This is a genomic window from Serratia sp. Sp408 (genome assembly GCF_057180665.1).
In genome coordinates this window covers 2,203,544-2,225,885 of sequence record NZ_JBXUFT010000001.1, presented here as the reverse complement: position 1 = coordinate 2,225,885, position 22,342 = coordinate 2,203,544, and the positions used below count along the sequence as shown (strand labels likewise).

The window sequence follows — 22,342 nt, the reverse complement described above, 5'->3', positions numbered from 1 at the left end:
AACTGCCAATCGGCTTAAAATGCGTAGGAAAGACCTACGCCGGTATAGTGATATTTGCCGTTGCTGCCCGCATCGTCAGCGGTGCCGTGATGGCGCTGCAGTTCATAGGCATACTCCAGGCTCAGCGCAATGCCCTGCGGCAACGTCTGTTCCAGCAACAGGCCGATGCGGGTGTCGGTTTCGCCGTCGTTGCGCTGTTGTTCAACGTTATAGTAATCGGTGTCCAGCGAATGGCGCAGATAAGGGGTCACGGTCAGCGGCGTGTGCCACAGCGCTAGCGTCAACGGCATATACAGGCGCAGCTCCTGCTGAGAAAATTCCGCCAGCCGATCGCTGCCGCTATTCCAGCCGCGATCGATATAATAATTGAGTTTGAAGCTGAGCAGGTCGTTGACCTGGTAGCCAAAGCCGGTTTCGCCCTCCAGTTCCTTGTCGGTCAGCGCGTTCTGCCTTACATGATTGATATATTGATACAGCGCCAGCCAGCCGCTAAAACGGCTCTGGTCGCCAAGCCGGATTTCCCAGTCGGGTTGCACGGTATAGCGCTGCGTCTGGTAGCGGGTTATGCCGTCTTGCTGTTTATATTGCCACTGGTAATGGCGTACGCCGGCCATCAGGCCGAGGTCGTAGACGGCATGGCTGGCGATCAGATAGCGTAAATTGATCTCGTACTGATTAAACCAGTCGCTGCGTCCCTGAGTACCGTAATAGTGCGCGCCATTATGGTTCTCTTGATAAAAGGAACCGTAGATACTCCAGTTGCCGCGCGCCGCCTCCAGATACAGGGTGGGTTCCCAAAAGCCTTTATTATCCGATTGGCCTTCGACGTTTTCCGTTTCAATCAACAGGCCGGTGGTTATATGCCAGGTTTTTTCTGCGGCTGGCGACGTTGCCGGGGCGGCAAGCCGCGGCGGCCGATCGTGTTTGCTGTCGGCGTGTTCAGCGTCAGCCTGCTGGGCGCAGGTGGTGCCGGCCCATACGAGCAGGCTCGAGGCGAGGACCTTTATCTGGTTCATCATTATTCTCGTCAGCTAGCGAGGCGGTTTATTATTGTCGAGGTTGCAGGCAGCTGCGTGCCTGCGCCTGGGCTGTGTCTATCTAGCGGCGCACATCGTGGACCCGCAATGGGGGGCCCACGATGTGCGCGGTTTACCAGCCGCTGCGGATAACCAGCATTTTGGCTTCGTGCGATTGCACTTCGCTGCTGTAACTGTCGGTCACGGTTGCCACGTCGCGGTGTGCCCACAGATCGCGCACCAGCGTTTTTTTCCAGGGCAGATCCAAATCCTGGTGGAGATTGAGGGTCATGGTGGCGGTCTGTCCCGAACGGTTGAGTAACGCTACCGCCCAGGAGCCGTCGGCGAGCGGTTTGGCAAAGATCTGCTGATCGCCGTTATTGACATAACGTTTGGCTTGCAACCCCAGCGGATCCTGGTTCAGCGCAATGATTTCCTTGTTTTTCAAGGTAACCATATCCGCGGCGTTCAGATCGTCGAGGCTGGCGCCAATCAGCAGCGGTGAACTGAGGATCGCCCACATGCTGAAGTGGGTGCGGTATTCGGTGTCTGACGCGCCGGTGCCGACCAGCTCTTTTGAATGGCCATGCAGCCCGATGACCAGCATGTCGTAGTCGTTCCAATGCCCTTTGCCGCTGTAGGCTTCCAGGCCAACGCCACGGTCGATCATATCCAGCACGTCAAAGTAGTAACCTTCGCGGTTGCCCGGATAATTGAAGTCGTCGCTGATGTCTTGACCGATGCGCCACTGGTTTGCGCCAACGCTGTTACCCCATTGCCAAATGTTCTGCCAGCCGCAGTGGCAGGCATGATAGACAATCGGCCGGCCGGTAGCCTGCAGCGCCTTGGACATATCGCCAAACACCGTTTTTAGCACCGCCTGACTCGCCTGTTGGTGGCTGCAGCAGGAGTCGTATTTCAAATGGTCGACCCCCCATGAGGCGAACATGGCGGCATCCTGCTTTTCATGCCCTTCGGAACCGACGTAGCCTGCACAGGTGGAATTCCCCGGCCCGCTGTAAATGCCCAGTTTCATGCCCTTTTGGTGAGCGTAGTCGGCGAGGTATTTAATACCACGGGGAAACTTTTTTTCGTCATAGGTTAATGGATGGTCGGCGCGCGAGCCTTTATATTTTTGCCAGCCGTCATCAATATTGACATAAATATAACCGGCGTCGCGCAAACCACTGGCAACCATTTTATCGATAGTGTCTATAATAATTTTTTCATTGATTCTGTCGCCATAATAGTTCCAGCTTGACCAACCCATCGGCGGCGTTTGCGCCAGCGTGGTTACCCGTTCGGCGGTCGCCTCGGCGCTGGTGGGGTCTGCGGTTGCGGCATGCACGGCGCCGCTGAGTAATATGGAACAGAGGACGGAAAGTAAGCGTTTCATTAATTAAAGGCTCCGGTAAGATAACGGGCGTAGCGGTTCGCTGCGCCAGCGCAGGGAATCGATGTTTATCCTGAAATACCTTTTATCTAAAAATGACGTCTGAACTTACGCTTGCTGCATTAATAAAATAACCGGCTGCGGTAATAATGGCGCGATCGGTATTAATCATGCCAGCTGTGTTATAGGGCGGTGCTCAGCTTGGCGGCATTTTGCTTTTCTTCGGAATAGACCATCATCGTCGAACCTGAAATCGCCAGCACAATACCGACGATTGCCCAGCTGCTCGGCATAGACTGGTAAATGATCAGGGAAATCACCGCGGTCAATACCGGCGCCAGCGCATTGGTGCAGGGGGCGATGATGGTGGCCTTACCGCGCGACAGCGCCATGACCAGGCAAAGTGCGCCAACGGCGTTCAATACTTGAATGCACGCGGTAGCCAGCGTGGCCATCAACGGATAACTGGCGCCCTTGTCCGCCAGCATCAGCCAGGCAACCGGCGCCAGCAGGATCCCGGTCAGCGTCATATAACCAAACAGCGAACTGTCGGCAACGCCCAGGTTGGAGGCGCGTTTCATAAAGAACGCCTGTACTCCCCATGCGACGCAAATCACCACCGAATACAACAGCCACAGCAGGCCGCCGTCGCGATCGCCGTCACCGCTGCTGATACTGAACATGACGATCGACAACAGCGCCAGCAGTACCCCCAGGCCGCCCAGCCGGTTTACCCGTTCCTTCAGCAGCGCCAGCGACATCAGCACCGTGATGGCAGGAGAGATGGAAATGATTGGGAATACCAGATAGGCGGGGGCGCCCATCGCCAGTGTTTTGAACAGCAGCAGTTGCCCGCCGGCGCCGGTAAAGCCGATCAGACAGCCATACAGAATCGCGGTGCCGGAGGTATCGAAGCGCTGACCGCGTAGCGCGAAATAGCAGGGAATTAGCATGGTTAATGACCAGATGATGTAGATCCACTGGTCGGGATAGCCATAGTGGGTGGTTGGCCAGGCGCTGAACGCCCCCCAGACTCCCCAGGTAATGACCACCAGAAAGGTATAAACGATCCAGGATGTGTTATTGACCATTGTATTCACCGAGTGACAGTTTGCCCAACGCCTGCCCAGAGAGCGGCGTACCGTTTAGTTTCGCGGCATAGATCGCCGCGCCGAGTGTGGGGTGATATTCAGGCAGACAGATATGATAATTGCCGTTCAATTTCGCGAGTTCATAGGCAAAGGCCTCCAGAATCACGTCGCCGCATTTGAATACGCCGCCGGAATAGGACACGCGTACGCTTTCATCGGCGTGCCAACGCAGGGTTTCACGCAGCGTATCCACCATCAGCGCCAGCTCTTTGGCCGCCAGAAAGAATATGGCGCGACTTTGCTTGTCGCCGGCGACCGCCGCTTCACAGGCGATCGGCGCCAGCGAGGCAATCTTGCCGCGGTCGCCTTTCCACTGGTTGAACACCAGATCGCAGATGTCCAGATCGTTGCGGCAGGGGTATTTTTCGCGCATCAGATCGTAGAACAGATCTTTCTGCAATCGTCCGTCGGCCATGCGCGAAAACAGGTTCAACGCCTGACAGCCGATCCAGTAGGCGCTGCCTTCGTCGCTGAACAGCTCGCCCCAGCCGCCGCAGCGCGCGCTACGCCCCTGGTATTCGCCATAGGCGATTGAACCGGTGCCGGACACCACGTTGATGCCGTCGCGACAGCCCAGGCTGGCGGCCCAGCCGCAGATCATGTCGTTATCGCAGCGATAGCGTTCGCGGTTCAGCAGCGACTGCGCTATCGCATCCAGCCGCTCCACGTCGGCCGACACTTCGCCGTAGGCCGGCAGGCCAAGAAAGGTAAAGCTGATATCGGCGGGGGCGATGCCCGCACGATGACAGATTTCGCCAATGCCGTTGAGCACCACGCTGCGCGCGGCATCCATGCCGACGCTCAGGTAGTAGCTGGTTGCCGCCTCATGGCGGGCCAGCACATCGCCGGCGTCATTGATCAACACGAAGGCGGTTTTGGTGCCGCCACCGTCAACCCCCAGGTAAATCACCGTTCACCTCCCGCATTCAGTCGCCCCTCAGCACCGCACAGGGTGATTTTTTCATGGATAACGCGTTTCATGGCATCCATCCCTTCACGCATGTAGTAACGGGGATCGCTGGCATCGGGGTGCGCCGCAAAGTAGCGTTTCACCGCGTCGGCGAAGGCAATCTTCAATTCGGTGCCGACGTTGACCTTGGCAATGCCCAGACCAATCGCCTGCCTGACGTCGTTGTCCGGCACGCCACTGCCACCGTGCAGCACCAGCGGGATCGCCACCCGTGCGCCGATCTCCTGCAAACGGGCAAAGTCGATGTTCGGCCGCTGGGCATACATGCCGTGCGCGGTACCGATCGCCACCGCCAGACTGTCGATGCCGGTGCGCTCGACAAAACTGAGCGCCTGCGCCGGATCGGTCAAAAATGCCTGCGCTTCGTCAACGTCCTGATCGTCTTCGATCCCGCCCAGCCGTCCGAGCTCCGCTTCCACGCTGCAGTCCCGCTGGTGGCAATATGCCACTACCCGAGCGGCGAGTTGGATATTTTGTTCAAAAGGGAGATGGCTGCCGTCAATCATGGCGCTTCTCACCCCGACGTCGACCTTGCCAGCGATATCCTCAAAGGTCTCATGATGATCGAGGTGCAAAATCACCGGCAGTTGATAACGGGTTGCGTAGGTTGCGGCCAGCGCCAGCATTTCCTGACAGCCGATATGGCGGAAGGTGCCCGGCGTCCCGGCCAGGATCGCCGGCGATTGCCGTTCCCGGCAGGCTTCCAGTACCGCCTGAATGGTTTCTGCGTTGTGAATGTTGAACGCCGGGACCGCCCAGCCCTGTTTACGCGCCTGTGCCAATAAGTATTTGGTTGAGATAATCGCCATGGTGTTGTTCACTCCTGAGGCTATGGTTGCGCGTGCCAAGGGTAGATAGTGACCCCTTGTACCACCCGGTTGACTCGCCCTTCCGGTGAAGGGTTGTCCGGCGTCATGCCGAAATGCACCGATTGCGCCAAGGCATAAAGCTGGGCGAATACCAGCAACCCCAATGCCAGTTGGCCATCGTTGAAGCCTTGCGCATTGGGCAGGTAGATATGCTCACCCCGTTCGATCTCCGCCGACGGCCTGCCGGCCAGCGCCACAATCCGACAGGCCACGCCGTCGTTACGCAGCTCATTGAGCAGGTCTTCGTCATAACGGCGGGTGTAAGGGTCGTTGGACATCAGGACGATAACCTGCGTTTGCCGATTAATCAGAGACTTGGGACCGTGGCGGAAGCCCAGCGGTGACTCATAGAACGCCGCCGTCTGCCCGGCGGTCAGTTCCAGCAGTTTCAACGCGCTTTCGTGGGCGATACCACGCAGTGCGCCGCTGCCCAGCCAGATAACCCGTTGCGCATCGGCGGTCTGTAACGGCGAGCGCGTCACGTCACGCGTTGCTTCCAGCAAGGCGGCCACGCTTTGCGCCAGCGCCTGTACTGCGACCGGGTCGATGCCAGCAACGTTAAAGGCACACAGGCAGGCCAGAATCATGCTGCTCATGCTGCTGGTCATGGCGAAGCCGCGATCGCAGGTATTGGCGGGCAGTGCTAACGCCAATACCCGTGGCTGGTCATGATGACGGCGGTATAAATCGCCTTCGGCGTTGCAGGTGATCAGCAGGTGGTGGCTGTCGGCGTTATGCTGGTTGGCCAGCGCCACCGCAGCCAGGCTCTCGGGGCTGGATCCCGAACGGGCAAACGACACCAGCAGCAGCGGCCTATCGGCGGGCAAAAAACCGGCCGGATCGCTGACAATGTCGGTAGTAGAGACCGACTGCACCGGCGCGTTGAGGGTGCGAGCCAGCATCGGCGCCAGCGTATCGCCGATAAATGCGGACGATCCCGCGCCGGTCAGTATCACCCGCAGGCCGGGGCGCGCCAGCAATGGAGTCAGAAAGCTCTCCAGCGCCTGGCGTTGCCGCTCGATGGCGTCGACGGTGGCCAGCCACACCTCGGGTTGCTGACGAATTTCCCGCTCGGTCCAGCAGGCAGCGGTGGGTTGTTGATACATATAATTCTCCTGAATAGCCATCTCACTGGCAGGCTGCGGCGTAAGCGCGCAGAACATCGGTAATGCAATCCAGCGCCAGACTGCGGGCATCGGCCGGCAGTTGTCCGGCGCGCACGCGGTGATACTGCAGCGGCAGGTATTGGCTCAGCAGCGGCAGCGGCAAGGGCTGGTGAGCAAGGTTGTCCAGCAGGCGTTCAACCGCCGCTTGCACCGTGCTATCGGGCCAGTAGTAACGCAGACGATCCGAATAGCTGAAATGCCGCGCGAAATACCGTTGCCGTTCGTTGCCGTGATAATATTTTTCCCAGGCGTCCGGCCGCTGGCACATCACCCGCTCAAGCTGGGCGCGCAGATCGCTGCATTGCGCCGCCGGTAGCAGTTCGCGTTCCATGTTCTCCAACGCGTACAAGGCTTCGCGCAGCGCGAAGGTCAGCGCCGGGCCGACCTTGAGGATGGCGAAGTGCCCCTGTACCAGACTGCGGTAGGCCTGTGGCAACTGGTAATCGGTGGAGTGGGCTTCAAATACCAGGTGAGGTTGCTCAGCGACGTAGCGACTCAGCGCCGCCGCTGGTTCGGGTTGGAAATCCACCACGCCATGGTGCGAAAACTCGACGCCCGGTTGCACCACCAGCCCGATAACCCGTGGCCAGATATCCGCCAGCCCTTGGCGTGCAAAGGCCTGCCGGTGTGCCGCCAGCGTATGCTCCACCGCGGCAACCTGGGTGACGGCGAGCGTATCCAAGGCCTCTTGCGCACCGCCGGGCACCGGAACTTCGGTGCCGATCACATATACCACCTCGCTTTTGCCAAACAGCTTCAGGCTGGTTTGTTCGCAAACGTAAGCCAGCTGTGCCGCGCGCTCGGCAACCGTCCGATCGCTGAGCGGCTGCGGATCGTCGGCGCAGGACATGCTGCAATCGAGGTGAATTTTCTGAAAGCCGGCGGCAACGTAGTGCTCAACCAGCACCGCCGCCTGCGCCATCGCCTGACTGGCTGGCAGATGTTGCCAGCGGTTGGGGCCAAGATGATCGCCACCCAGCACCAGTTGGGCCGGATCGAGATCCAGTTTTTCCGCCAGCGATCGTAACTGCTGTTGAAACATCTGCGGTGTCATGCCGGTGTAGCCGCCATGCTGATCAACCTGATTCGAGGTGGCTTCAATCAGCAACGGCATCTGCTGCTGACGTGCATGCAGCATTGCTGCCTCCAGCACCCAGGGGTGAGCGGAACAGACCGAGGTAATCCCGATATGTTCGCCTTGTTTATGCCTTGCAATCAGCTCGGTTAAGCGTGTCATATATCCTCATTTCTTTCGTTTTGTTTCTTTTTGGCGTTTAGTAAACTAAAAGCGACGTTAGTAAAAACGAAAAGAAAGATCAATAGGGTCAGTGTCGCAATGAAAAGAAAGTGTAAGTATTGTGATCGCGGTTTTGTTTTTGATGAGACGGTAGTGAAAAGGTAACGAAGGGTTTATGCCGGTTATTACCCGGAAAGGAAAAGAAAACAAAGCAAAAGCATTGAGCAATATCGTCGTTTGGCGGCGAATATGGTAGGGTTCGTAAGGGAAGGGGGGCCGTACGGTTGGCATAGCATTGCGCGACGGCCGTTTTTACCCAGTGATTTATCTTCAACCACCCTGACGGTGTAATGGGTCATTTCAGACGATGAGCATGAGTGATAAAAAAAGCGTTCGTGGTACCAGTGAGCGGCGGGAAAAAATAATTTCCTTGCTGAAACAGCAGGGAGCGGTGCAGGTGAGCGAGCTGGCGGCGCAGTTTAACGTGTCAACCGTCACCATCCGTGGCGATCTGGCGTTTCTGGAAAAGCGGGGGATTGCCACCCGGGCCTACGGCGGCGCGCTGATTTGTGAACCGCCGGTGATGGCCAGCGAACGCAGCATTGAGGCCAAGCAAACCGAACACCTGGCGGTAAAGCAGCGCATTGCCCGCAAGGCCGCCGAAATGGTGGTTACCGGTAGCAGCATCATTCTTGATTCCGGCACCACGACCTACGAAATTGCGCAGCAGCTACGGGACAAAAAAGAAATTATCGTCATGACCAACGGTATGAACGTTGCCAATGCGCTGCTGGATGCCACGGAAGTCGAACTGCTGGTCACCGGTGGGCATCTGCGCCGCAGTTCCCAGTCGTTCTATGGTTCACAGGCCGAACTGTCACTGGACAATTACCATTTTGACATGCTTTTTCTCGGGGTTGACGGCCTGAGCCTGAGTCAGGGCGTTACCACTCATCAAGAGAATGAAGCGCGCCTCAATCGCCGGATGTGCGAGGTGTCCAAACGCATCATCGCGGTAGCCGATTCCAGCAAGTTCAATCGCGTCGGGCTGCATCGTATTATCGACACCGCGCGTATCGACGTGCTGATCACCGACACCGCCATCTCCGACGAGATGCGCAGAGGGCTGGAGGCCCTGGGCGTGGAGCTGCTGCTGGTTGAACACGACTAACCGGCAGCGGGCAGGCTAAACCAGATAGGGCTGTCGCCATTCGGCCTTTAACTGATTGATAAACCAGACCCCGGCCGGACCGGGCGGCTGCGACGGGCGGTGAAATGCCGACATGGTCAATACGAATCCGGTGCGCGGCATATCATCCACATCCAGCACCACCAACGTACCTTCGGCGATGTCTTTTTCCACCATATGCAAGGGCATGCCTCCCCAGCCGACGTTGTCTTTAAGAAAGGCATGTTTGGTTGACAGATCGGCCAGACGCCAGGTCGTGGGCGATGCGACGGCGAAATCTCGACCAGTGGTCAGTTCCGAACGGTCCGAGAGCACCAGTTGCCGGTGCTTGCTGAGTTCGCTGCGCGGGATGCGGCGCGCGAAACGGGCCAGCGGATGACTGGCCGACGCCACCGCGACCAACGGCACCTCTCCCAGCCGTTCGCTGAGCAGCGAAGGGAAGGTTTGCGGCAACGGCGGTAGGATACCCAGGCTGCAACGGCCATCCAGCACCGGTTGATAGGCCGCGCCCAGGGCTTCGACGAACAGGCGCAGCGGCGTCAACGGGAAGCGAACGGCAAACGCTTTGGCCACCGCGCTGACCACCGAAGTTGGAAAACACACGTCAACCACCACCGACAGTTCGGCCTCAACCCCGGAGGTCATCTGCCTGGCCCGCGCCTTGAGCGTGTCGACGCCGGCGACGATATTGCGCGCATCCGCCAGTAACAGCACGCCTGCCGGCGTCAGCTTGGGAAACTTGGCCGAGCGATCAAACAGCATCACGCCGATCTGATCTTCCAGACTGCTGACCCAGCCGCTGACCGCCGACTGCACCCGGTTGAGTTTCCGCGCCGCCGCCGAAAAACTGCCTTCATCCGCGGCGGTAATGAAAGTTCTGAGCTGATCGAGAGAGACGCCATCAAGCATTAGCCGTTCCTACATCTCAAATAACGATGGTTGGTATCTCAATTTACCGTCTTCTCAGATGTATTGGCAATCATTAGGATTTTCTTTGGCGGCGCGCGATCCCCCTGGCAGGGGATGATGATGCCGCAGTGGAGACCGTGGCCGCGCTGGTGCAACGGCTCGGCTACGCGCCGGTCAGTCTTGGCAAGATTGCCGAAGGCGGAGTGCTGGTGCAGGCAAGAGAACAACGGTGGGCACCGCTTATTTTTCAAGACCTTTTCAAAAAGGAAAGCTAACCATGTACGACCATGTAATTTGGCCAGAGCAGTTCGATCCAAGAATCTCGCCTATCTATGCGCTCAATGATATTGATATCAAAGCCCCGCCAGAGGTGGTGTGGGCGCTGTTGGTCAACGCTGAAAACTGGGCCAGCTATTTCCCGCCGGAAGATCGGGTAAAAATCCTCTCCGGCGACAGCGAGCTCCAGGCCGGCACGACATTCCACCGCGTGACGGTGGGCTTTCCGATGAGCCTGGTGGTAACGGAGTATGTGCCGGGCCGCAGGATCGCCTGGTCGGCAACCGTCGACGGTGACAGCACGCACTCCAGTGCCTATCACGGCTGGGTTATCACGCCAACGCCGGACGGCTGTCATCTGCTGACCGAAGAGACGCAGCAAGGGGAGTTCTTCCTGGAAACGCTCGGTCGCAAACACCCTGGTGCGCTGTACCGTTATCACCAGGAATGGGTTGAACGCTTGGCCCAGGCGGCAGAAGCGCGGGTTGCCGAGCAGCAACGCGCATAGCGAGGCTCACGCTGCCTGGCCGGTTGGTCAGGCAGATTGCCCCGGTACCGACGTTGGAGAAACGGAGATGAAAATCGAATTGAATGGCAAAAAGGCTATCGTTAGTGGCTCCACCGCAGGCATTGGCCGAGCCATCGCTGAAGGGCTGGCGCGTGCCGCATCAGAATGAGCAGTTTTGAAGGGATTTGCGAGATGGTCAGTAGCGGTATTGGCGTAGCAGTTCTTCCTGTATCCGTAGCTGAACGCTTCAGTAAAAAATTTCATTACCCTGTATTGCCGCTAACCGACCAATGGGCACGGCGACGAATCTGCATTTGCTATAAAACACCGGATTCACTGAGTCCGGCAATGACAGAATTGATCGCTTTTCTCAGAGTAAAGAATTTATAAATATCCCTGATAAGGTAACCCTACTCAGTAAGCCACTACAGTCCCGAGTGGATTCAAGTCATACCCTGTTTAATGTCGTGCAAACTGCGGGCTTCCGCTCCTCGCTCATAGCACTCTGTCGATCTCTGGTGCTCCGTGTCGCTGGCGGCGTTGTGCCAGGAGCGGACGTTGTCGCCTCAATATACTTTAGCTACTCTTATGCTAATAATTTGACGGAAAAGAAGGAGGCATTCATGCGGGAAATCGTTGTGGAGCCATACGATGAAAAATGGCCTGCTATGTTTAACGCTGAAAATTTTCTGCTACAAGCATTGCTTGGTGACGTGGCTAGGAAGGTTCATCATATTGGCAGTACGTCAGTGCCAGGCCTCTCAGCAAAGCCAGTGATTGATATACTTCTGGAAGTTGTCGATATCAACCAACTGGATAAATGCAACTCTGCAATGGTCGACGCCGGATACGTTGCTCGCGGTGAAAACGGCATTGCAGGACGCCGGTACTTCATTAAGGGGGGAGATCAGCGTAGCCATCAAGTGCATGCGTTTTCAGTAGGGGACATTCAGATACTAAAACATCTTTCTTTCCGCGATTATCTGAGGAAAAACAGTGATATTGCCAGTGATTACGCTGAGATAAAGCGTACAGCAGCATTGCTATGTAAGAACGATGCGCATCGTTATAGCGCATTAAAAACGAACTTTATAGAGCGTCATCTGCAACTTGCGCTGATTGATCTGGAACGATAGATATTGAGTTTGTCACTGATGTTTTGTTTAACATAATGCAAATGCCCTATTTTAGGGAGTAACTTGCCCGCCAACTCTGCCTATATGCGCTATGAAACGCCCGCTCCTCGCTCACAGCGGACCCAATGGCCTTTCAAGCACTTCCGCTTCGCGCCAGGAGCGGACGTTGCTAACATCTATCTGCATCAATTTGTGGGGAGCAGGTCAGAGTTATTATTGCACTTTAAGAGTTTCCCTGTGCTTTAAATAAATTTTGAGCTTGATAAGATTTTGATGTTATGCTATTGGAAGGAAATATTTTACAGGTCTGGAGGTAATTTATATGAAGCCAAAAGAAATAATTTGCCAATGGGTTGACGCATTTAATAATGCAGATGTAGAAACTATTTCACAATTATATGATGATAATGCAATAAACCATCAGGTAGCCAATGAGCCAGTTATTGGGAAAGAGGCTATAAAGAAAATGTTTGAACAAGACTTTTCTATTCCAGAAATGGTTTGTATCGTTGAAAACATTTTCGAAGATGGACAATGGGCAATTTTAGAGTGGCGTGCCCCATTAGGTTTGAGAGGTTGCGGTTTTTTTCAAATAGTAAATGATAAAATTATATTTCAAAGAGGCTATTGGGATAAGCTATCTTTCTTAAAACAGCACAATTTGCCTATTGAATAAAATGCATATATACCTTGCATGAATATTTTTCAAATTTATTAAAGCGTGCATTAAGGGAAGCGCAATAACTTCCCTTAAAAAAATTTATAATATCAATACTGTATTAAAACATAGCCTATTCAATTAAAAATTAATGTGTTAAATACTTTCAAAATATTGTTCTGAATGATTTTTATATAAATTAAGCACTGAGTTAGTATTCGCACCATTTTTATTAGTTCTAATGTTAAGGCAATTAATACGGATATCTTTAACGCTGATAACCTCATGCTTTGTAGGGTATTGTCGCGAGGAGCAAGATCCCTGGTACCGAAACCAATCTGTGGAATCTTTACACCATCGTTTAATGTGATTTCTGGAATGTCTGATAAATGTGTCCGTTTTTCGCTCATAGCAGCTCTGATGCTTCCTCAGACCGCTGCTTCGAGTCAGACGTAACTTACAGCCTGGAACGTTAATAAATAGGGGGCAGGTCAGTGAGCCAATCGAGGTCCCTTACACGGCTAAGCCGGTTGAAATCGCTCTAATAACCACCTACCTGCGGGGCCAGGTAACCGATCGCTTGGATAGATAGCTTGAAAAGGTAATAGGCCTGCCGATGGTCCTTCCAACTCGATGCGTACAAGACGGCCTTCCTTTAAATCTTCACCGATCAGCCAGCGCGGCATATGCCCCCACCCAAGACCAGCGCGCAAGAAAGCATGTTTTGAACCAAGGTCAGCTAGTCGCCAGATGTTCTTGCCTTGTACGCCGTAGTCCACCCCGTTGGTCAGCGAAGAACGGTCGGTCAACACGAGCTGTGTTTCATCCAACAGTTCCCGAAATGCAATAGGGCCATTTCTACCGGCCAAGGGTGATCCCGGTGCCGCAACCGTTATCATTTCTTCGTTGAATAGTCGTTCGGCCGCAAGCCCCGGTGGTAGGAACGGCAGTGTTCCTGTAATGCCGAGGCTGCACTGTCCCTTGATCACCAGCTCCGCAACGCGGCCCAAAGCCTCGACATGGAGTCTAAGCGGAGTAGAAGGGAAATGCGCCTTGAAGCTGCCGAGAGCATCGGTAAGGCAGCGGTGCGGAAACATGACATCGACGACGATTGACAGTTCGGACTCCAGGCCAGCGGAGAAGCTACGTGCTTTGGCTGTCAGTGCGTCAGCTCCCATGACAACGCGGCGCGCATCAGCCAACAGGTTTGTTCCCTGAACCGTCAACTTGGGGTAACGGCCAACCCTCTCAAATAATGTTACGCCGAGCTGCCCCTCTAGACTGGCGATGGTTTGACTTACCACCGACTGCGCCCGCCCGATCACTCGGCCAGCCGCTGAAAAGCTGCCGTGGTCTGCGGCAGCGACGAAAGTCCGCAAGTAGTCCAGGGAAATGCCGTTCAGCAAAGTATCTACTCCTTATATGGTTCGTATCTAATAATATAGGCTTTTCAGAGATATCGATAGGTCCTAGGCTACAAGCAAAGGAGCCATTCATGTCACAAAATATATTCATCATTGGCGCATCCGGATTTGTCGGCGGCACATTAGCAAAACATTTCCTGGCGGATGGGCAACGAGTGGTCGGTTTGGCGCGAACCGATCGCACTGCGGCCACTCTCAAAACTATGGGTATCGCTGTGGTTCGCGGTGATCTTGAGGTCAATGTCGCTCCCGTGCTCGCTGCGGCACGCTCGGCGGAAGTCACAATCTACGCCGCCCAGGTTGCCTTCGAGCACGAGCCGGCCATTATTCGGACGCTGTGCGGTGCACTTGCGGGAAGTGGCAAGACGTTTATTTTCTTGTCGGGTAGCGGCGTTTTCATGCAACGCACGGGCGGGGCGTGGAGCCCCGATAGCTTTGCCGAAGACGATCCTTTTTTGCCGGAGCCACTGGCACTTCCCCGGGTAGAGGCAGAGGGCATCGTCCGCGCTGCTGTCGAGCAGGGTCTGCGAAGCATGGTAATCCGTCCCCCGGTGATTTGGGGGCCAGACGACAATGGCCCTGTAGCGAGCGTGTACCGCTCCGTTGCCGCCACCGGCGCTGCCTGTTACATCGGCTCCGGACTTGCCACTTATACCCATGTGTACAGCGCCGATCTGGCCCAGCTATTTTCCCTTGGCGTCGAACGCGGACAGGCTGGCGCGCTGTACCACGCCGCAGCCGGGGAAATTCCATACCGCTGGATTGCCGAGGCCGTGGCACGTGACCTGGGGGTTAACACGCGCAGCCTGACGATGGGGGAGGCGACCGAGGTATTTGGCCCATTTGGAGCTCTACTGCTGTCAGCATGCAGCCGCTCGCGCGATCCGCGGACACGAGCCGAACTGGGCTGGCGGCCAAACCAATTCGATTTTCTGTCACAGGTGGGCGAGCCACGACTGCGTGCGCTTGCAAATCTACAACCGAGGAAATAACCCATGAAGACACATGCAAACAAGGTCGCTATTATCACCGGCGGTAAGCAGGGCATCGGGCGCGGCATTGCCAATCTTTTGGCGCAGCGCGGCGCGCAAATCATCCTCGTCAATCGCCAGGATGCTAGGGAGGAAGCAGCCCAGATTGGCAACGGCGCGATTGCCATCGCCGCTGACGTGACGAATGAGGCAGATTGGCGGCGGGTTGCCACCGAGGTAGAGCAGAAATTCGGCCGTGCCGACATCTTGGTGCATGCGGCTGGCATTTACCCGATCGCCGGGCTTGACCAGATGACGCAGGATGAATGGCATCGTGTCATGGCAGTGAACCTCGATGCACACGTGATCGGCGCCCGAGCGATTGTACCGCTGATGCGCAAGGCTGGTGGTGGGGCGATCGTCGCCGTTGGTTCTAACGCAGTCGGCATGGTGACACCGCCCGGAATGGGCTTTTCCCATTACATTACGTCTAAGATGGGTGGGGTCGGTTTGGTCCGCGCTCTCGCCAATGAGCTTGCGGCTGATAACATCATCGTCAACGCAGTCCATCCGGGGATTACCGACACGGAAGGTGCGAGTAGCATGCCGAACGAGCAGAAGGCACAGGTCTACATGATGCAGGCGATTAAGCGGCTCGGCACGCCAGCCGATATCGCCGGGCCGGTCGCTTTCCTCACCAGTGAAGATGCGCGTTTTGTTACGGGACAAACTCTGGTGGTTGACGGTGGCCTGATGCGGCTGTGAAAAGGTAGCGCCTGTAATCTAGCTCGGCCCATGCCAGCGTCATGAGGTTTAATTGGCAACGCCAGATATCTAAAAAGCCAATGTTGTGGCTATTAGCTGAAAGCGCTAATGTCCGCTTCTCGCTCACAGCGGACCCCATGGCCTTTCAAGCACGTCCGCTTTGTGCCAGGAACGGACGTTACTGACATCAAACTTAAGCTACGGTGAGGAGTTCAGCATGTATAATGCTTTTACTCTCCCCATATGGAACCCTAACATGAATCGTTTGACTGAGATTGGTTTTATCAAGGTAGGATTCTGGCAGATTATAGACGGCAGCCTGAAGTACCATCTTGATGACCGATTCACAGATGTTAAGAACAACCTCTATGCATTTGTTTGTGATGGTGAAGTAAAATACGTTGGTAAAACCACTCGTCGACTACGTAACAGGATGTACCATTATACACGTCCAGGCCCTTCCCAATCTACGAATATAAAAAATAACGTTAACATCATTGAGATGCTATCTAATAAAGTTGCCGTTGATATCTTAGTGCTTCCAGATTCAGGACTGATGCACTACGGGCAATTTCACTTGAATCTTGCTGCTGGTCTTGAGGATTCAATCATTAGTGCCATTAGTCCTGAATGGAATGGAATTCAGAGGCCAGAACTGAGGAGTGAAGAAGTAATATCAACTGAAGCTGAAATCATCACACACAGTAGTATTAAACAATTCACTTTCAACATGACAGATACGTACTGGCGTAGAGGATTCTTCAATGTGCCGGTAGTAAGTTCTCAAAAGTTTGGTAAAGACGGTGAGAACATCAAGATTGTTCTTCGTGATGGCATGTCTTCCATCACTGCAATGATTAACCGAACTGCCAATCAGTCTGGTTCACCTCGCATTATGGGGGGCGTTGAGCTTAGACAGTATTTTCAACTCAATTACACAATTGGTGACGTTGCACCTTTCGAGGTGATCACACAAAACATGATGAAGCTAAAATGAAAGAGTGTTTCTTCCTTCTTACGGTCGTATCAACCTGAAACGTTCCGCTGGGTGACCTGCTCGCCGTTAATTAAATACGCAGATATTATCAAAGCACATCCGGTAGTAGTAAACAGCGAACTTCCGCTCCTCGCTCGCAGCAGACCTTATGGCTTTGCTTTCAAGTTTGCTCCGTGCCAGAAGCGGACTTGGAAGCGCAGCACAACAGGTCGGAAGCAGACTTGTGAACACAGGTATGCTTGGCTCACTTTGCCCTTGAGTGTTCTTTGGATCAGTTCTGAAGGATATGGGTTAGAATTCACAAAGTGAGAACAATGATTAATTTCCTGCCGACATAAGCTTTCAGATGCCGAGGCAAGTGAATCTGAATGATAAAACGGCCTGGCTTGGTTCGTAGAGGAGGGGGCTACGGTAGTGATATGCGTTCTAACATAATTGAATATATTAGCATTTTTATACAGGTGGTTGAGCAGGGCAGCTTCACCAAAGCTGCTGATATTCTGCAGCTGCACCGGCCCGCAGTGAGTAAAGCGATACAGCAGCTAGAGGACGAACTTGGAGTAAAACTCATCCATCGTACCACCCGCAAGCTGAGTGTTACGACGAAAGGCGACGAGTTTTACCAGCGTGCCAAACACCTTCTGGCTGAAGTTGATGGCATGATGGCCAATTACTCATCAACCTTGCCACCGCGTGGACGGCTCAAGCTTGATGTTCCGCTGGCGCTGGCTCATACCCTCCTTATTCCCCATCTGGCGCAGTTCAAGTCGCTATATCCCGATATTGACGTGGTGTTGGTTTCATCGGATAAAAAAACCGATCTGATCGCCGAAGGCGTGGACTGTGTGGTCCGCCTGGGGGAGCTGCAAGATTCAAGCTTTATTTCCAGACGTCTTGGGGAAATCAGGATGGTCACCTGCGCTGCCCCCGCCTATTTGCAACGGTATGGGAAGCCGGCAACGCTGACAGAACTGGAACAGCACCAGGCAGTTAACTTCTTCAGCGATCACAGTCGTGAGGTGATGGAGTGGAAGTTTATTGAACATGGGGTGGTTGTTTCACTGCGCCCTGCCAGCAGCATGCTGGTAGATAACTCTGATATTCTGTTGTCCTGTGCCTTGGCCGGTCTGGGGATTATCCAGGCTTCCAGTGACGCCCTTGCCGCGCATATTGCTTCCGGTGAGCTTGAAGAAATCCTGACGCAGTATCCTTCAGTTTCCAAGCCTGTGTCAGTGATGTATCCGGACAGGCGCTATCTTTCCCCTCAGGTACGTGTCTTTATCGACTGGTTTAGCGAAATTTTTGCCAGCAGAACGGCTGAAACCGACGGATTGTTACCGAATGAATAACACTGAAGTTCCTCCGCAGCTATTTTTACCCAGGTGACAACCACGTAGATTGTTCGCAGATTCATCGGATATGCCTTTCACGCTATCTATTAGGTATATCGCTAACTGACGAGGTCTGTATATGTCGAAAGTTGTTACGTTTAACCGCACCGGTGGCCCGGAGGTTCTTGAGGTTGTTGATGTGGCGGTGCCGGAGCCTGCGGCCGGGGAAATCCAAATCCGCGTACATGCGATTGGCCTTAACCGTGCAGAAATCATGTACCGCAACGGCCAGTATGTTATTGAGCCGGAATTTCCGGCACGTCTTGGTTATGAAGCCGCTGGCGTCGTTCAGGCTGTCGGTGAAAATGTTGAAGGGTTTGCCACAGGGGATTTGGTCAGCGTGATCCCTTCATTTATGTTTAATGAATACGGCATGTACGGCGAACTGGTGAATGCGCCGGTGCACGCTGTTGTGAAACATCCTGAAAATCTTTCTTTCGAGGAAGCTGCGGCAAGCTGGATGATGTATGTCACCGCTTATGGCGCGCTGGTTGAATATGGCAATCTTCAGGCTGGTCAGAATGTGGTGATCCGCGCAGCATCAAGCAGCGTGGGCCTGGCTGCCATCCAGATAGCTAATATGCTGGGTGCAAAACCCATCGCGCTTACGCGCACCGCCGAAAAAAGCGATATGCTGCTGAAAGCCGGTGCCGCCGCTGTTATTGCCACTGCCGAGCAGGATATGGTGGCTGAAATCACGCGTGCAACAGATGGCGTGGGTGCCCACATTGTTTTTGATCCCGTCGGCGGTCCGGACGTGGCAAAACTGACTCAGGTGATGGCACCGCAAGGTATGTTCTTCCAGTATGGCGCGCTCGACAGTCGCGACCTGCTTGTGCCTGTATTCGACATTCTCGGTAAACATCTTACGCTACGAGGCTATGAGCTGTTCGAAATCACCACCGACGCGGAAAAAATGGCGCGAGCGAAATCCTTCGTCTCACAAGGTTTGCGTTCCGGCAATCTGAAGCCGGTAATCGATAAAACCTTCAGGCTCGAAGATATCGCAGATGCGCATCGCTATATGGAGGCCAATGGCCAGGTCGGTAAAATAATTGTGACTGTTGGATAAAACACTCGCCATGCTCCATTGACATGAGGATGGGTAGCTCGCTTTAGTATGCGGTTGCTTGAGCACATGGCGTTGGGTGACAACGGCACATGATTTTTATGCGCCGTTTTTTTAAATATTGGGTATTCCACGGTTTGGTTATGCTCTGCTCCCCGTTAATTTAAATTCGGCCATGTTAGCCACGTCTTAAGCATTTAGGGGAAAGATGCCGAACAGCAAAAAGCCTGAGCGTTTCTGAACCACGTGGCGGTTTTTTGACTTAAGGCCAATAGGTGATGAACCTTATATAACCTTCAATTTTCTGATTCCCTTCAAACTTCTATTCATTATTTAAGGCCTTTTTTGCCCGTAAAACGGCAGGTTTCGGGGTGTTTGACCTGAAAAGTTGTGACTCGTCCTGCCAAAAAACCTTTCTTCAGCCTGGGTGGGTCCAATTTTTTGACATTCCCCGTACCGCAAAATGGTTTTTTTATCGTCGTTTAACCGTAATAGCCTGTGCTCAGACGAATGCATAGGACACCAGCGATGACGAACGACATTATTTCCAAGGCAAATATTGAGTTGAAAGCCAGGGCACAAAACTGGCGTCACGCCATTCAGCTTGTCGGTGGTTTGCTGACTGAAAATGGTTACACAACCGAAGATTACACCAACGAGATGATCCATGCGGTAGAGACTCTCGGTCCGTATATCGTGGTGGCGCCGGGGATCGCGCTGGCACATTCTCGACCCGCTCCCAGTGTGATTAAAACCGGCCTAAGTCTTGTGACACTGGTGGGGCCTATCAACTTCGGTAGCGAGGAGAACGATCCGGTTGAACTGGTGTTCGGCCTCTGTGCGACCGACAGCAACAGTCACATCCAGATTATTTCGCGGTTGGTGCAATTTCTGGATAACGACGAAAACATCGAATTCTTAAAGCGTTGTACGGACAGCGGCGACGTCTGGCTCGCCATTAATCGCCTTGAAGAAGGAATCTGAAGATGAAAATTGTCTGCGTATGCGGCATGGGGCTTGGGTCAAGTGTGATTGCCAAAATGAACATCGAACAAGTGCTGAAGAAAATGGCGCTTTCCGCCACCGTAGATACCTGCGATTTGGGAAGTGTGCGCAGTGTGCCTGCCGATCTGTATGTCACAACCTGTGAGTTGGCGGCCAGCATGCCTGCCGAGGTACAGAGCAAAACCATTGTGCTGACTAACTTTGTGCGCAAAGTTGAAATTGAAAGCAGCATCGGCGATTACCTCAAAAATCTGGCGTAAAGACCGCATAGAGGGGAACCACGATGAAAGATATTATCGATTTTATTATTTTTCAGTTGCTCGATAAAGCACCGTTATTTCTCGGTATTATTGCGCTGGTCGGGCTGATACTTCAGGGAAAAAAAACCAACGAAGTCGTTGATGGCACGATAAAAACCATCATTGGCCTGTTGGTGCTCACCATCGGGTCAGGCACGTTGTTGAAAACGCTGAGCCCCATTATGGGAAAGCTGAACAGTACGCTCGGTATTCAGGGCGTGTTACCCGCTAACGAGGCGGCATTTGGCGTGGCGATGTTGCACTTGGCCAATGACGTTACCATGACGTTCATTCTTGGCTTTCTGATCCATCTATTCTTCGTCTGGATAATCCCGTTCAAACTCTGCAAAAACGTTTATCTGACGGTTCATATCCAGCTCTTTCTGGCAACCTTTATGGTGGTATCTCTGCCCGGGGTATTGGGATTGTCAGGCTTTCCTCTGATTATCACTGGCGCGGTGCTCTGTGCGCTGTACTGGACGATTACCCCGGCGATTACCCGTGTGCTCGCCCAGCACTTCGTTGGCGATGATCTGACACTGGGTCATCACCAGCAGGTGGGGGCATGGCTGGCAAGCCGTATCGCAAAGGTCTGTGGCGATCCACAGCAGAATGCAGAAGAGATGAAGCTGCCCGGATTCCTGGCGGTGTTCCGTGATAACACCATTTCTCTCTCTTTCTTGATGCCGCTGATTTTTCTCGGTATTGGTCTGGCCGTCGGTGCCGATGGCATTGCTCAACTGAGCGGCAAAACCAACTGGGTTGTCTGGTTGATAATGGAAGGGCTGACTTTTACCGCTGGCGTGGTGATCCTGCTGGTCGGTGTGCGGATGTTTATTGGCTCTATCGTTCCGGCGTTCAAGGGGATTTCTGACCGACTGCTGCCGGATGCGGTACCTGCCCTGGATTGTCCTGCGATGTTTCCTTATTCACCGACAGGCGCAATGCTTGGTTTTATCGCATCGGTTGCTGGCGCGCTGCTGGTGATGGCAGCCACCATTCTTTTCAAGTGTTCGATTATTGTTTTTCCCAGTCCGATCATCATGTTTTTTGATGGCTGCACCATGGGGGTATTTGGCAATAAGTACGGGGGTTGCAAAGGTGCGCTGGCGGCAGGCTTGGTCACCAGCATCATCGCTCATGCCGGTATTATTCTGCTCTACCCAATGATGGGGTCTTTGTTTGGTTCCGGACTGATGTTCTCCAATATCGACTTCACCCTCGTCTGGCTGCCGTTGTTGTATCTGCTGAAACTTGTTGGCACCGCGTTTGGCCTGGTGCCATAACTGACATGGAGGTAGCAATGAAAATTCAATTGGCGCTCGATTTACTCGATCGTCATCAGGCACTTGATGTGGTGCGTGCGGCAGGGCGGTATGTCGATATTATCGAAGTGGGGACCTCATTGCTGAAACTGTGCGGCATTCAGATCGCGCAAGATATTCGTGCAATCTGTCCGGATAAGCCGCTATTTCTCGATATGAAAATCATTGATGGCCCGGAACGTGAAGCGACACTGATGGCACAATGCACGCCGGAAAATTACTCCATGCTGGCTGTTGCCAGCGACACGGCGGTGAAAAAGGTGCTGGCAATCGCCAAAGAAAATAACGCCATTGTCGTCTTTGATTTGCAGTCTGTACCTAATCCGGTTCAGCGTGCGCAACAGCTCAAAGCACTGGGGGCGACGCATCTCTGTGTGCATAAGAATGCCGATTGCGGTGACAAGCTGGAAGACGCATTCCGCGAGTTTCTCGACGTGCGGAAAGTGACTGAGCTGCCCCTCTCTTTAGCTGGGGGCATCGATCTTCACACCCTGCCGATAATTAAAAAACGACTTAATCCGGCGGTCGCCATTATTGGTGGCGCCATTCTTAATGCGGCTGACCGTCGCGAAGCGGCTATTGCCTGCCGGAACATTGCTCATTCCAGCTAAGTGCAAG

Annotated in this window: 24 protein-coding genes; 15 read left to right on the top strand and 9 right to left on the bottom strand. The window is 54.0% G+C overall.

The genetic code is table 11. From position 1 onward, the window contains the following. Window positions 1-14: 14 nt before the first annotated feature. The 7 genes from AC2AXP_RS10620 to AC2AXP_RS10590 all read right to left on the bottom strand — a co-directional run bounded on the left by AC2AXP_RS10620 (window position 15) and on the right by AC2AXP_RS10590 (window position 7,802). Complete coding sequence (locus AC2AXP_RS10620; protein WP_004960985.1) at window positions 15-1,019, bottom strand: OmpG family monomeric porin; 1,005 nt, start codon at window positions 1,017-1,019, stop codon at window positions 15-17. 130 nt (window positions 1,020-1,149) lie between these two features. Beyond that, the gene (locus AC2AXP_RS10615) at window positions 1,150-2,412 is read right to left on the bottom strand and encodes a glycoside hydrolase family 27 protein (protein ID WP_484381632.1); all 1,263 of its coding nucleotides are present in this window, start codon (window positions 2,410-2,412) and stop codon (window positions 1,150-1,152) included. 179 nt (window positions 2,413-2,591) lie between these two features. After that, window positions 2,592-3,500 (bottom strand): DMT family transporter, encoded by a 909-nt coding sequence (locus AC2AXP_RS10610; protein ID WP_004960989.1) that lies wholly within the window; start codon window positions 3,498-3,500, stop codon window positions 2,592-2,594. After that, complete coding sequence (locus AC2AXP_RS10605; RefSeq protein WP_484381631.1) at window positions 3,490-4,470, bottom strand: N-acetylglucosamine kinase; 981 nt, start codon at window positions 4,468-4,470, stop codon at window positions 3,490-3,492. The genes AC2AXP_RS10610 and AC2AXP_RS10605 overlap by 11 nt, the downstream gene beginning before the upstream one ends. Further along, window positions 4,467-5,339, bottom strand: coding sequence for a tagatose bisphosphate family class II aldolase (locus tag AC2AXP_RS10600; protein WP_004960993.1), 873 nt, complete (start codon window positions 5,337-5,339; stop codon window positions 4,467-4,469). The genes AC2AXP_RS10605 and AC2AXP_RS10600 overlap by 4 nt, the downstream gene beginning before the upstream one ends. 20 nt (window positions 5,340-5,359) lie before the next feature. Next, complete coding sequence (locus AC2AXP_RS10595; RefSeq protein WP_039991917.1) at window positions 5,360-6,505, bottom strand: SIS domain-containing protein; 1,146 nt, start codon at window positions 6,503-6,505, stop codon at window positions 5,360-5,362. Between the two features lie 22 nt (window positions 6,506-6,527). Beyond that, window positions 6,528-7,802 carry a D-tagatose-bisphosphate aldolase, class II, non-catalytic subunit gene (locus tag AC2AXP_RS10590; protein ID WP_004960997.1) on the bottom strand — a complete coding sequence of 425 codons (1,275 nt, stop codon included), beginning with the start codon at window positions 7,800-7,802 and terminating at the stop codon, window positions 6,528-6,530. Between the two features lie 367 nt (window positions 7,803-8,169). Between AC2AXP_RS10590 and AC2AXP_RS10585 the strand changes: the two genes are divergently transcribed. After that, window positions 8,170-8,973 (top strand): DeoR family transcriptional regulator, encoded by an 804-nt coding sequence (locus AC2AXP_RS10585; protein WP_004960999.1) that lies wholly within the window; start codon window positions 8,170-8,172, stop codon window positions 8,971-8,973. Window positions 8,974-8,988: 15 nt separating this feature from the next. Here the strand turns inward: AC2AXP_RS10585 and AC2AXP_RS10580 are convergent, their stop codons facing one another. Beyond that, the gene (locus AC2AXP_RS10580; protein ID WP_004961003.1) at window positions 8,989-9,900 is read right to left on the bottom strand and encodes a LysR family transcriptional regulator; all 912 of its coding nucleotides are present in this window, start codon (window positions 9,898-9,900) and stop codon (window positions 8,989-8,991) included. Between the two features lie 128 nt (window positions 9,901-10,028). Here AC2AXP_RS10580 and AC2AXP_RS10575 point away from each other — a divergent pair, with 128 nt between their 5' ends. The 5 genes from AC2AXP_RS10575 to AC2AXP_RS10555 all read left to right on the top strand — a co-directional run bounded on the left by AC2AXP_RS10575 (window position 10,029) and on the right by AC2AXP_RS10555 (window position 12,496). Next, on the top strand, window positions 10,029-10,175 hold the full coding sequence (locus AC2AXP_RS10575; protein ID WP_004961004.1) for a hypothetical protein: 147 nt from the start codon (window positions 10,029-10,031) through the stop codon (window positions 10,173-10,175). A gap of 2 nt (window positions 10,176-10,177) precedes the next feature. Continuing rightward, window positions 10,178-10,684, top strand: coding sequence for an SRPBCC domain-containing protein (locus tag AC2AXP_RS10570; protein WP_004961006.1), 507 nt, complete (start codon window positions 10,178-10,180; stop codon window positions 10,682-10,684). A 165-nt stretch (window positions 10,685-10,849) separates the two neighbouring features. Next, complete coding sequence (locus AC2AXP_RS10565; protein WP_449145577.1) at window positions 10,850-11,074, top strand: LysR substrate-binding domain-containing protein; 225 nt, start codon at window positions 10,850-10,852, stop codon at window positions 11,072-11,074. Between the two features lie 233 nt (window positions 11,075-11,307). Continuing rightward, window positions 11,308-11,820, top strand: a complete 513-nt coding sequence (locus tag AC2AXP_RS10560; RefSeq protein WP_039991919.1) for a GrpB family protein — start codon at window positions 11,308-11,310, stop codon at window positions 11,818-11,820. A gap of 322 nt (window positions 11,821-12,142) precedes the next feature. Then, on the top strand, window positions 12,143-12,496 hold the full coding sequence (locus tag AC2AXP_RS10555; RefSeq protein ID WP_198773018.1) for a nuclear transport factor 2 family protein: 354 nt from the start codon (window positions 12,143-12,145) through the stop codon (window positions 12,494-12,496). A gap of 503 nt (window positions 12,497-12,999) precedes the next feature. Here AC2AXP_RS10555 and AC2AXP_RS10550 read toward each other — a convergent pair. Beyond that, window positions 13,000-13,884, bottom strand: coding sequence for a LysR family transcriptional regulator (locus AC2AXP_RS10550; RefSeq protein ID WP_430299260.1), 885 nt, complete (start codon window positions 13,882-13,884; stop codon window positions 13,000-13,002). Window positions 13,885-13,973: 89 nt separating this feature from the next. On the opposite strand from AC2AXP_RS10550, the gene AC2AXP_RS10545 reads away from it, so the two are divergent. The 9 genes from AC2AXP_RS10545 (at window position 13,974) to AC2AXP_RS10505 (ending at window position 22,335) form a co-directional block, all read left to right on the top strand. Beyond that, window positions 13,974-14,894, top strand: a complete 921-nt coding sequence (locus AC2AXP_RS10545) for an NAD-dependent epimerase/dehydratase family protein (protein ID WP_004961020.1) — start codon at window positions 13,974-13,976, stop codon at window positions 14,892-14,894. A gap of 3 nt (window positions 14,895-14,897) precedes the next feature. Further along, window positions 14,898-15,638 (top strand): SDR family NAD(P)-dependent oxidoreductase, encoded by a 741-nt coding sequence (locus tag AC2AXP_RS10540; RefSeq protein WP_004961022.1) that lies wholly within the window; start codon window positions 14,898-14,900, stop codon window positions 15,636-15,638. Window positions 15,639-15,894: 256 nt separating this feature from the next. Continuing rightward, complete coding sequence (locus AC2AXP_RS10535; RefSeq protein ID WP_484381630.1) at window positions 15,895-16,635, top strand: GIY-YIG nuclease family protein; 741 nt, start codon at window positions 15,895-15,897, stop codon at window positions 16,633-16,635. A gap of 419 nt (window positions 16,636-17,054) precedes the next feature. Then, window positions 17,055-17,984 carry a LysR family transcriptional regulator gene (locus AC2AXP_RS10530; protein WP_004961030.1) on the top strand — a complete coding sequence of 310 codons (930 nt, stop codon included), beginning with the start codon at window positions 17,055-17,057 and terminating at the stop codon, window positions 17,982-17,984. Window positions 17,985-18,105: 121 nt separating this feature from the next. Then, window positions 18,106-19,098 (top strand): zinc-dependent alcohol dehydrogenase family protein, encoded by a 993-nt coding sequence (locus AC2AXP_RS10525; RefSeq protein WP_198773013.1) that lies wholly within the window; start codon window positions 18,106-18,108, stop codon window positions 19,096-19,098. 525 nt (window positions 19,099-19,623) lie between these two features. Then, window positions 19,624-20,079, top strand: coding sequence for a PTS sugar transporter subunit IIA (locus AC2AXP_RS10520; RefSeq protein WP_198773012.1), 456 nt, complete (start codon window positions 19,624-19,626; stop codon window positions 20,077-20,079). 2 nt (window positions 20,080-20,081) lie between these two features. Continuing rightward, window positions 20,082-20,360 (top strand): PTS sugar transporter subunit IIB, encoded by a 279-nt coding sequence (locus tag AC2AXP_RS10515; protein WP_198773011.1) that lies wholly within the window; start codon window positions 20,082-20,084, stop codon window positions 20,358-20,360. A 23-nt stretch (window positions 20,361-20,383) separates the two neighbouring features. Continuing rightward, window positions 20,384-21,685 (top strand): PTS ascorbate transporter subunit IIC, encoded by a 1,302-nt coding sequence (locus AC2AXP_RS10510; protein WP_484381629.1) that lies wholly within the window; start codon window positions 20,384-20,386, stop codon window positions 21,683-21,685. A gap of 17 nt (window positions 21,686-21,702) precedes the next feature. Next, window positions 21,703-22,335 (top strand): orotidine 5'-phosphate decarboxylase / HUMPS family protein, encoded by a 633-nt coding sequence (locus AC2AXP_RS10505; RefSeq protein ID WP_484381628.1) that lies wholly within the window; start codon window positions 21,703-21,705, stop codon window positions 22,333-22,335. Window positions 22,336-22,342: the final 7 nt, after the last annotated feature.

Excerpts from the sequence above, each read along its gene's own strand:
- AC2AXP_RS10620 (WP_004960985.1), bottom strand. The coding sequence starts at position 1,019 with ATGATGAACCAGATAAAGGTCCTCGCCTCGAGCCTGCTCGTATGGGCC.
- AC2AXP_RS10615 (WP_484381632.1), bottom strand. The coding sequence starts at position 2,412 with ATGAAACGCTTACTTTCCGTCCTCTGTTCCATATTACTCAGCGGCGCC.
- AC2AXP_RS10610 (WP_004960989.1), bottom strand. The coding sequence starts at position 3,500 with ATGGTCAATAACACATCCTGGATCGTTTATACCTTTCTGGTGGTCATT.
- AC2AXP_RS10600 (WP_004960993.1), bottom strand. The coding sequence starts at position 5,339 with ATGGCGATTATCTCAACCAAATACTTATTGGCACAGGCGCGTAAACAG.
- AC2AXP_RS10595 (WP_039991917.1), bottom strand. The coding sequence starts at position 6,505 with ATGTATCAACAACCCACCGCTGCCTGCTGGACCGAGCGGGAAATTCGT.
- AC2AXP_RS10590 (WP_004960997.1), bottom strand. The coding sequence starts at position 7,802 with ATGACACGCTTAACCGAGCTGATTGCAAGGCATAAACAAGGCGAACAT.
- AC2AXP_RS10585 (WP_004960999.1), top strand. The coding sequence starts at position 8,170 with ATGAGCATGAGTGATAAAAAAAGCGTTCGTGGTACCAGTGAGCGGCGG.
- AC2AXP_RS10580 (WP_004961003.1), bottom strand. The coding sequence starts at position 9,900 with ATGCTTGATGGCGTCTCTCTCGATCAGCTCAGAACTTTCATTACCGCC.
- AC2AXP_RS10570 (WP_004961006.1), top strand. The coding sequence starts at position 10,178 with ATGTACGACCATGTAATTTGGCCAGAGCAGTTCGATCCAAGAATCTCG.
- AC2AXP_RS10565 (WP_449145577.1), top strand. The coding sequence starts at position 10,850 with ATGAGCAGTTTTGAAGGGATTTGCGAGATGGTCAGTAGCGGTATTGGC.
- AC2AXP_RS10560 (WP_039991919.1), top strand. The coding sequence starts at position 11,308 with ATGCGGGAAATCGTTGTGGAGCCATACGATGAAAAATGGCCTGCTATG.
- AC2AXP_RS10555 (WP_198773018.1), top strand. The coding sequence starts at position 12,143 with ATGAAGCCAAAAGAAATAATTTGCCAATGGGTTGACGCATTTAATAAT.
- AC2AXP_RS10545 (WP_004961020.1), top strand. The coding sequence starts at position 13,974 with ATGTCACAAAATATATTCATCATTGGCGCATCCGGATTTGTCGGCGGC.
- AC2AXP_RS10540 (WP_004961022.1), top strand. The coding sequence starts at position 14,898 with ATGAAGACACATGCAAACAAGGTCGCTATTATCACCGGCGGTAAGCAG.
- AC2AXP_RS10535 (WP_484381630.1), top strand. The coding sequence starts at position 15,895 with ATGAATCGTTTGACTGAGATTGGTTTTATCAAGGTAGGATTCTGGCAG.
- AC2AXP_RS10530 (WP_004961030.1), top strand. The coding sequence starts at position 17,055 with ATGCGTTCTAACATAATTGAATATATTAGCATTTTTATACAGGTGGTT.
- AC2AXP_RS10525 (WP_198773013.1), top strand. The coding sequence starts at position 18,106 with ATGTCGAAAGTTGTTACGTTTAACCGCACCGGTGGCCCGGAGGTTCTT.
- AC2AXP_RS10520 (WP_198773012.1), top strand. The coding sequence starts at position 19,624 with ATGACGAACGACATTATTTCCAAGGCAAATATTGAGTTGAAAGCCAGG.
- AC2AXP_RS10515 (WP_198773011.1), top strand. The coding sequence starts at position 20,082 with ATGAAAATTGTCTGCGTATGCGGCATGGGGCTTGGGTCAAGTGTGATT.
- AC2AXP_RS10510 (WP_484381629.1), top strand. The coding sequence starts at position 20,384 with ATGAAAGATATTATCGATTTTATTATTTTTCAGTTGCTCGATAAAGCA.
- AC2AXP_RS10505 (WP_484381628.1), top strand. The coding sequence starts at position 21,703 with ATGAAAATTCAATTGGCGCTCGATTTACTCGATCGTCATCAGGCACTT.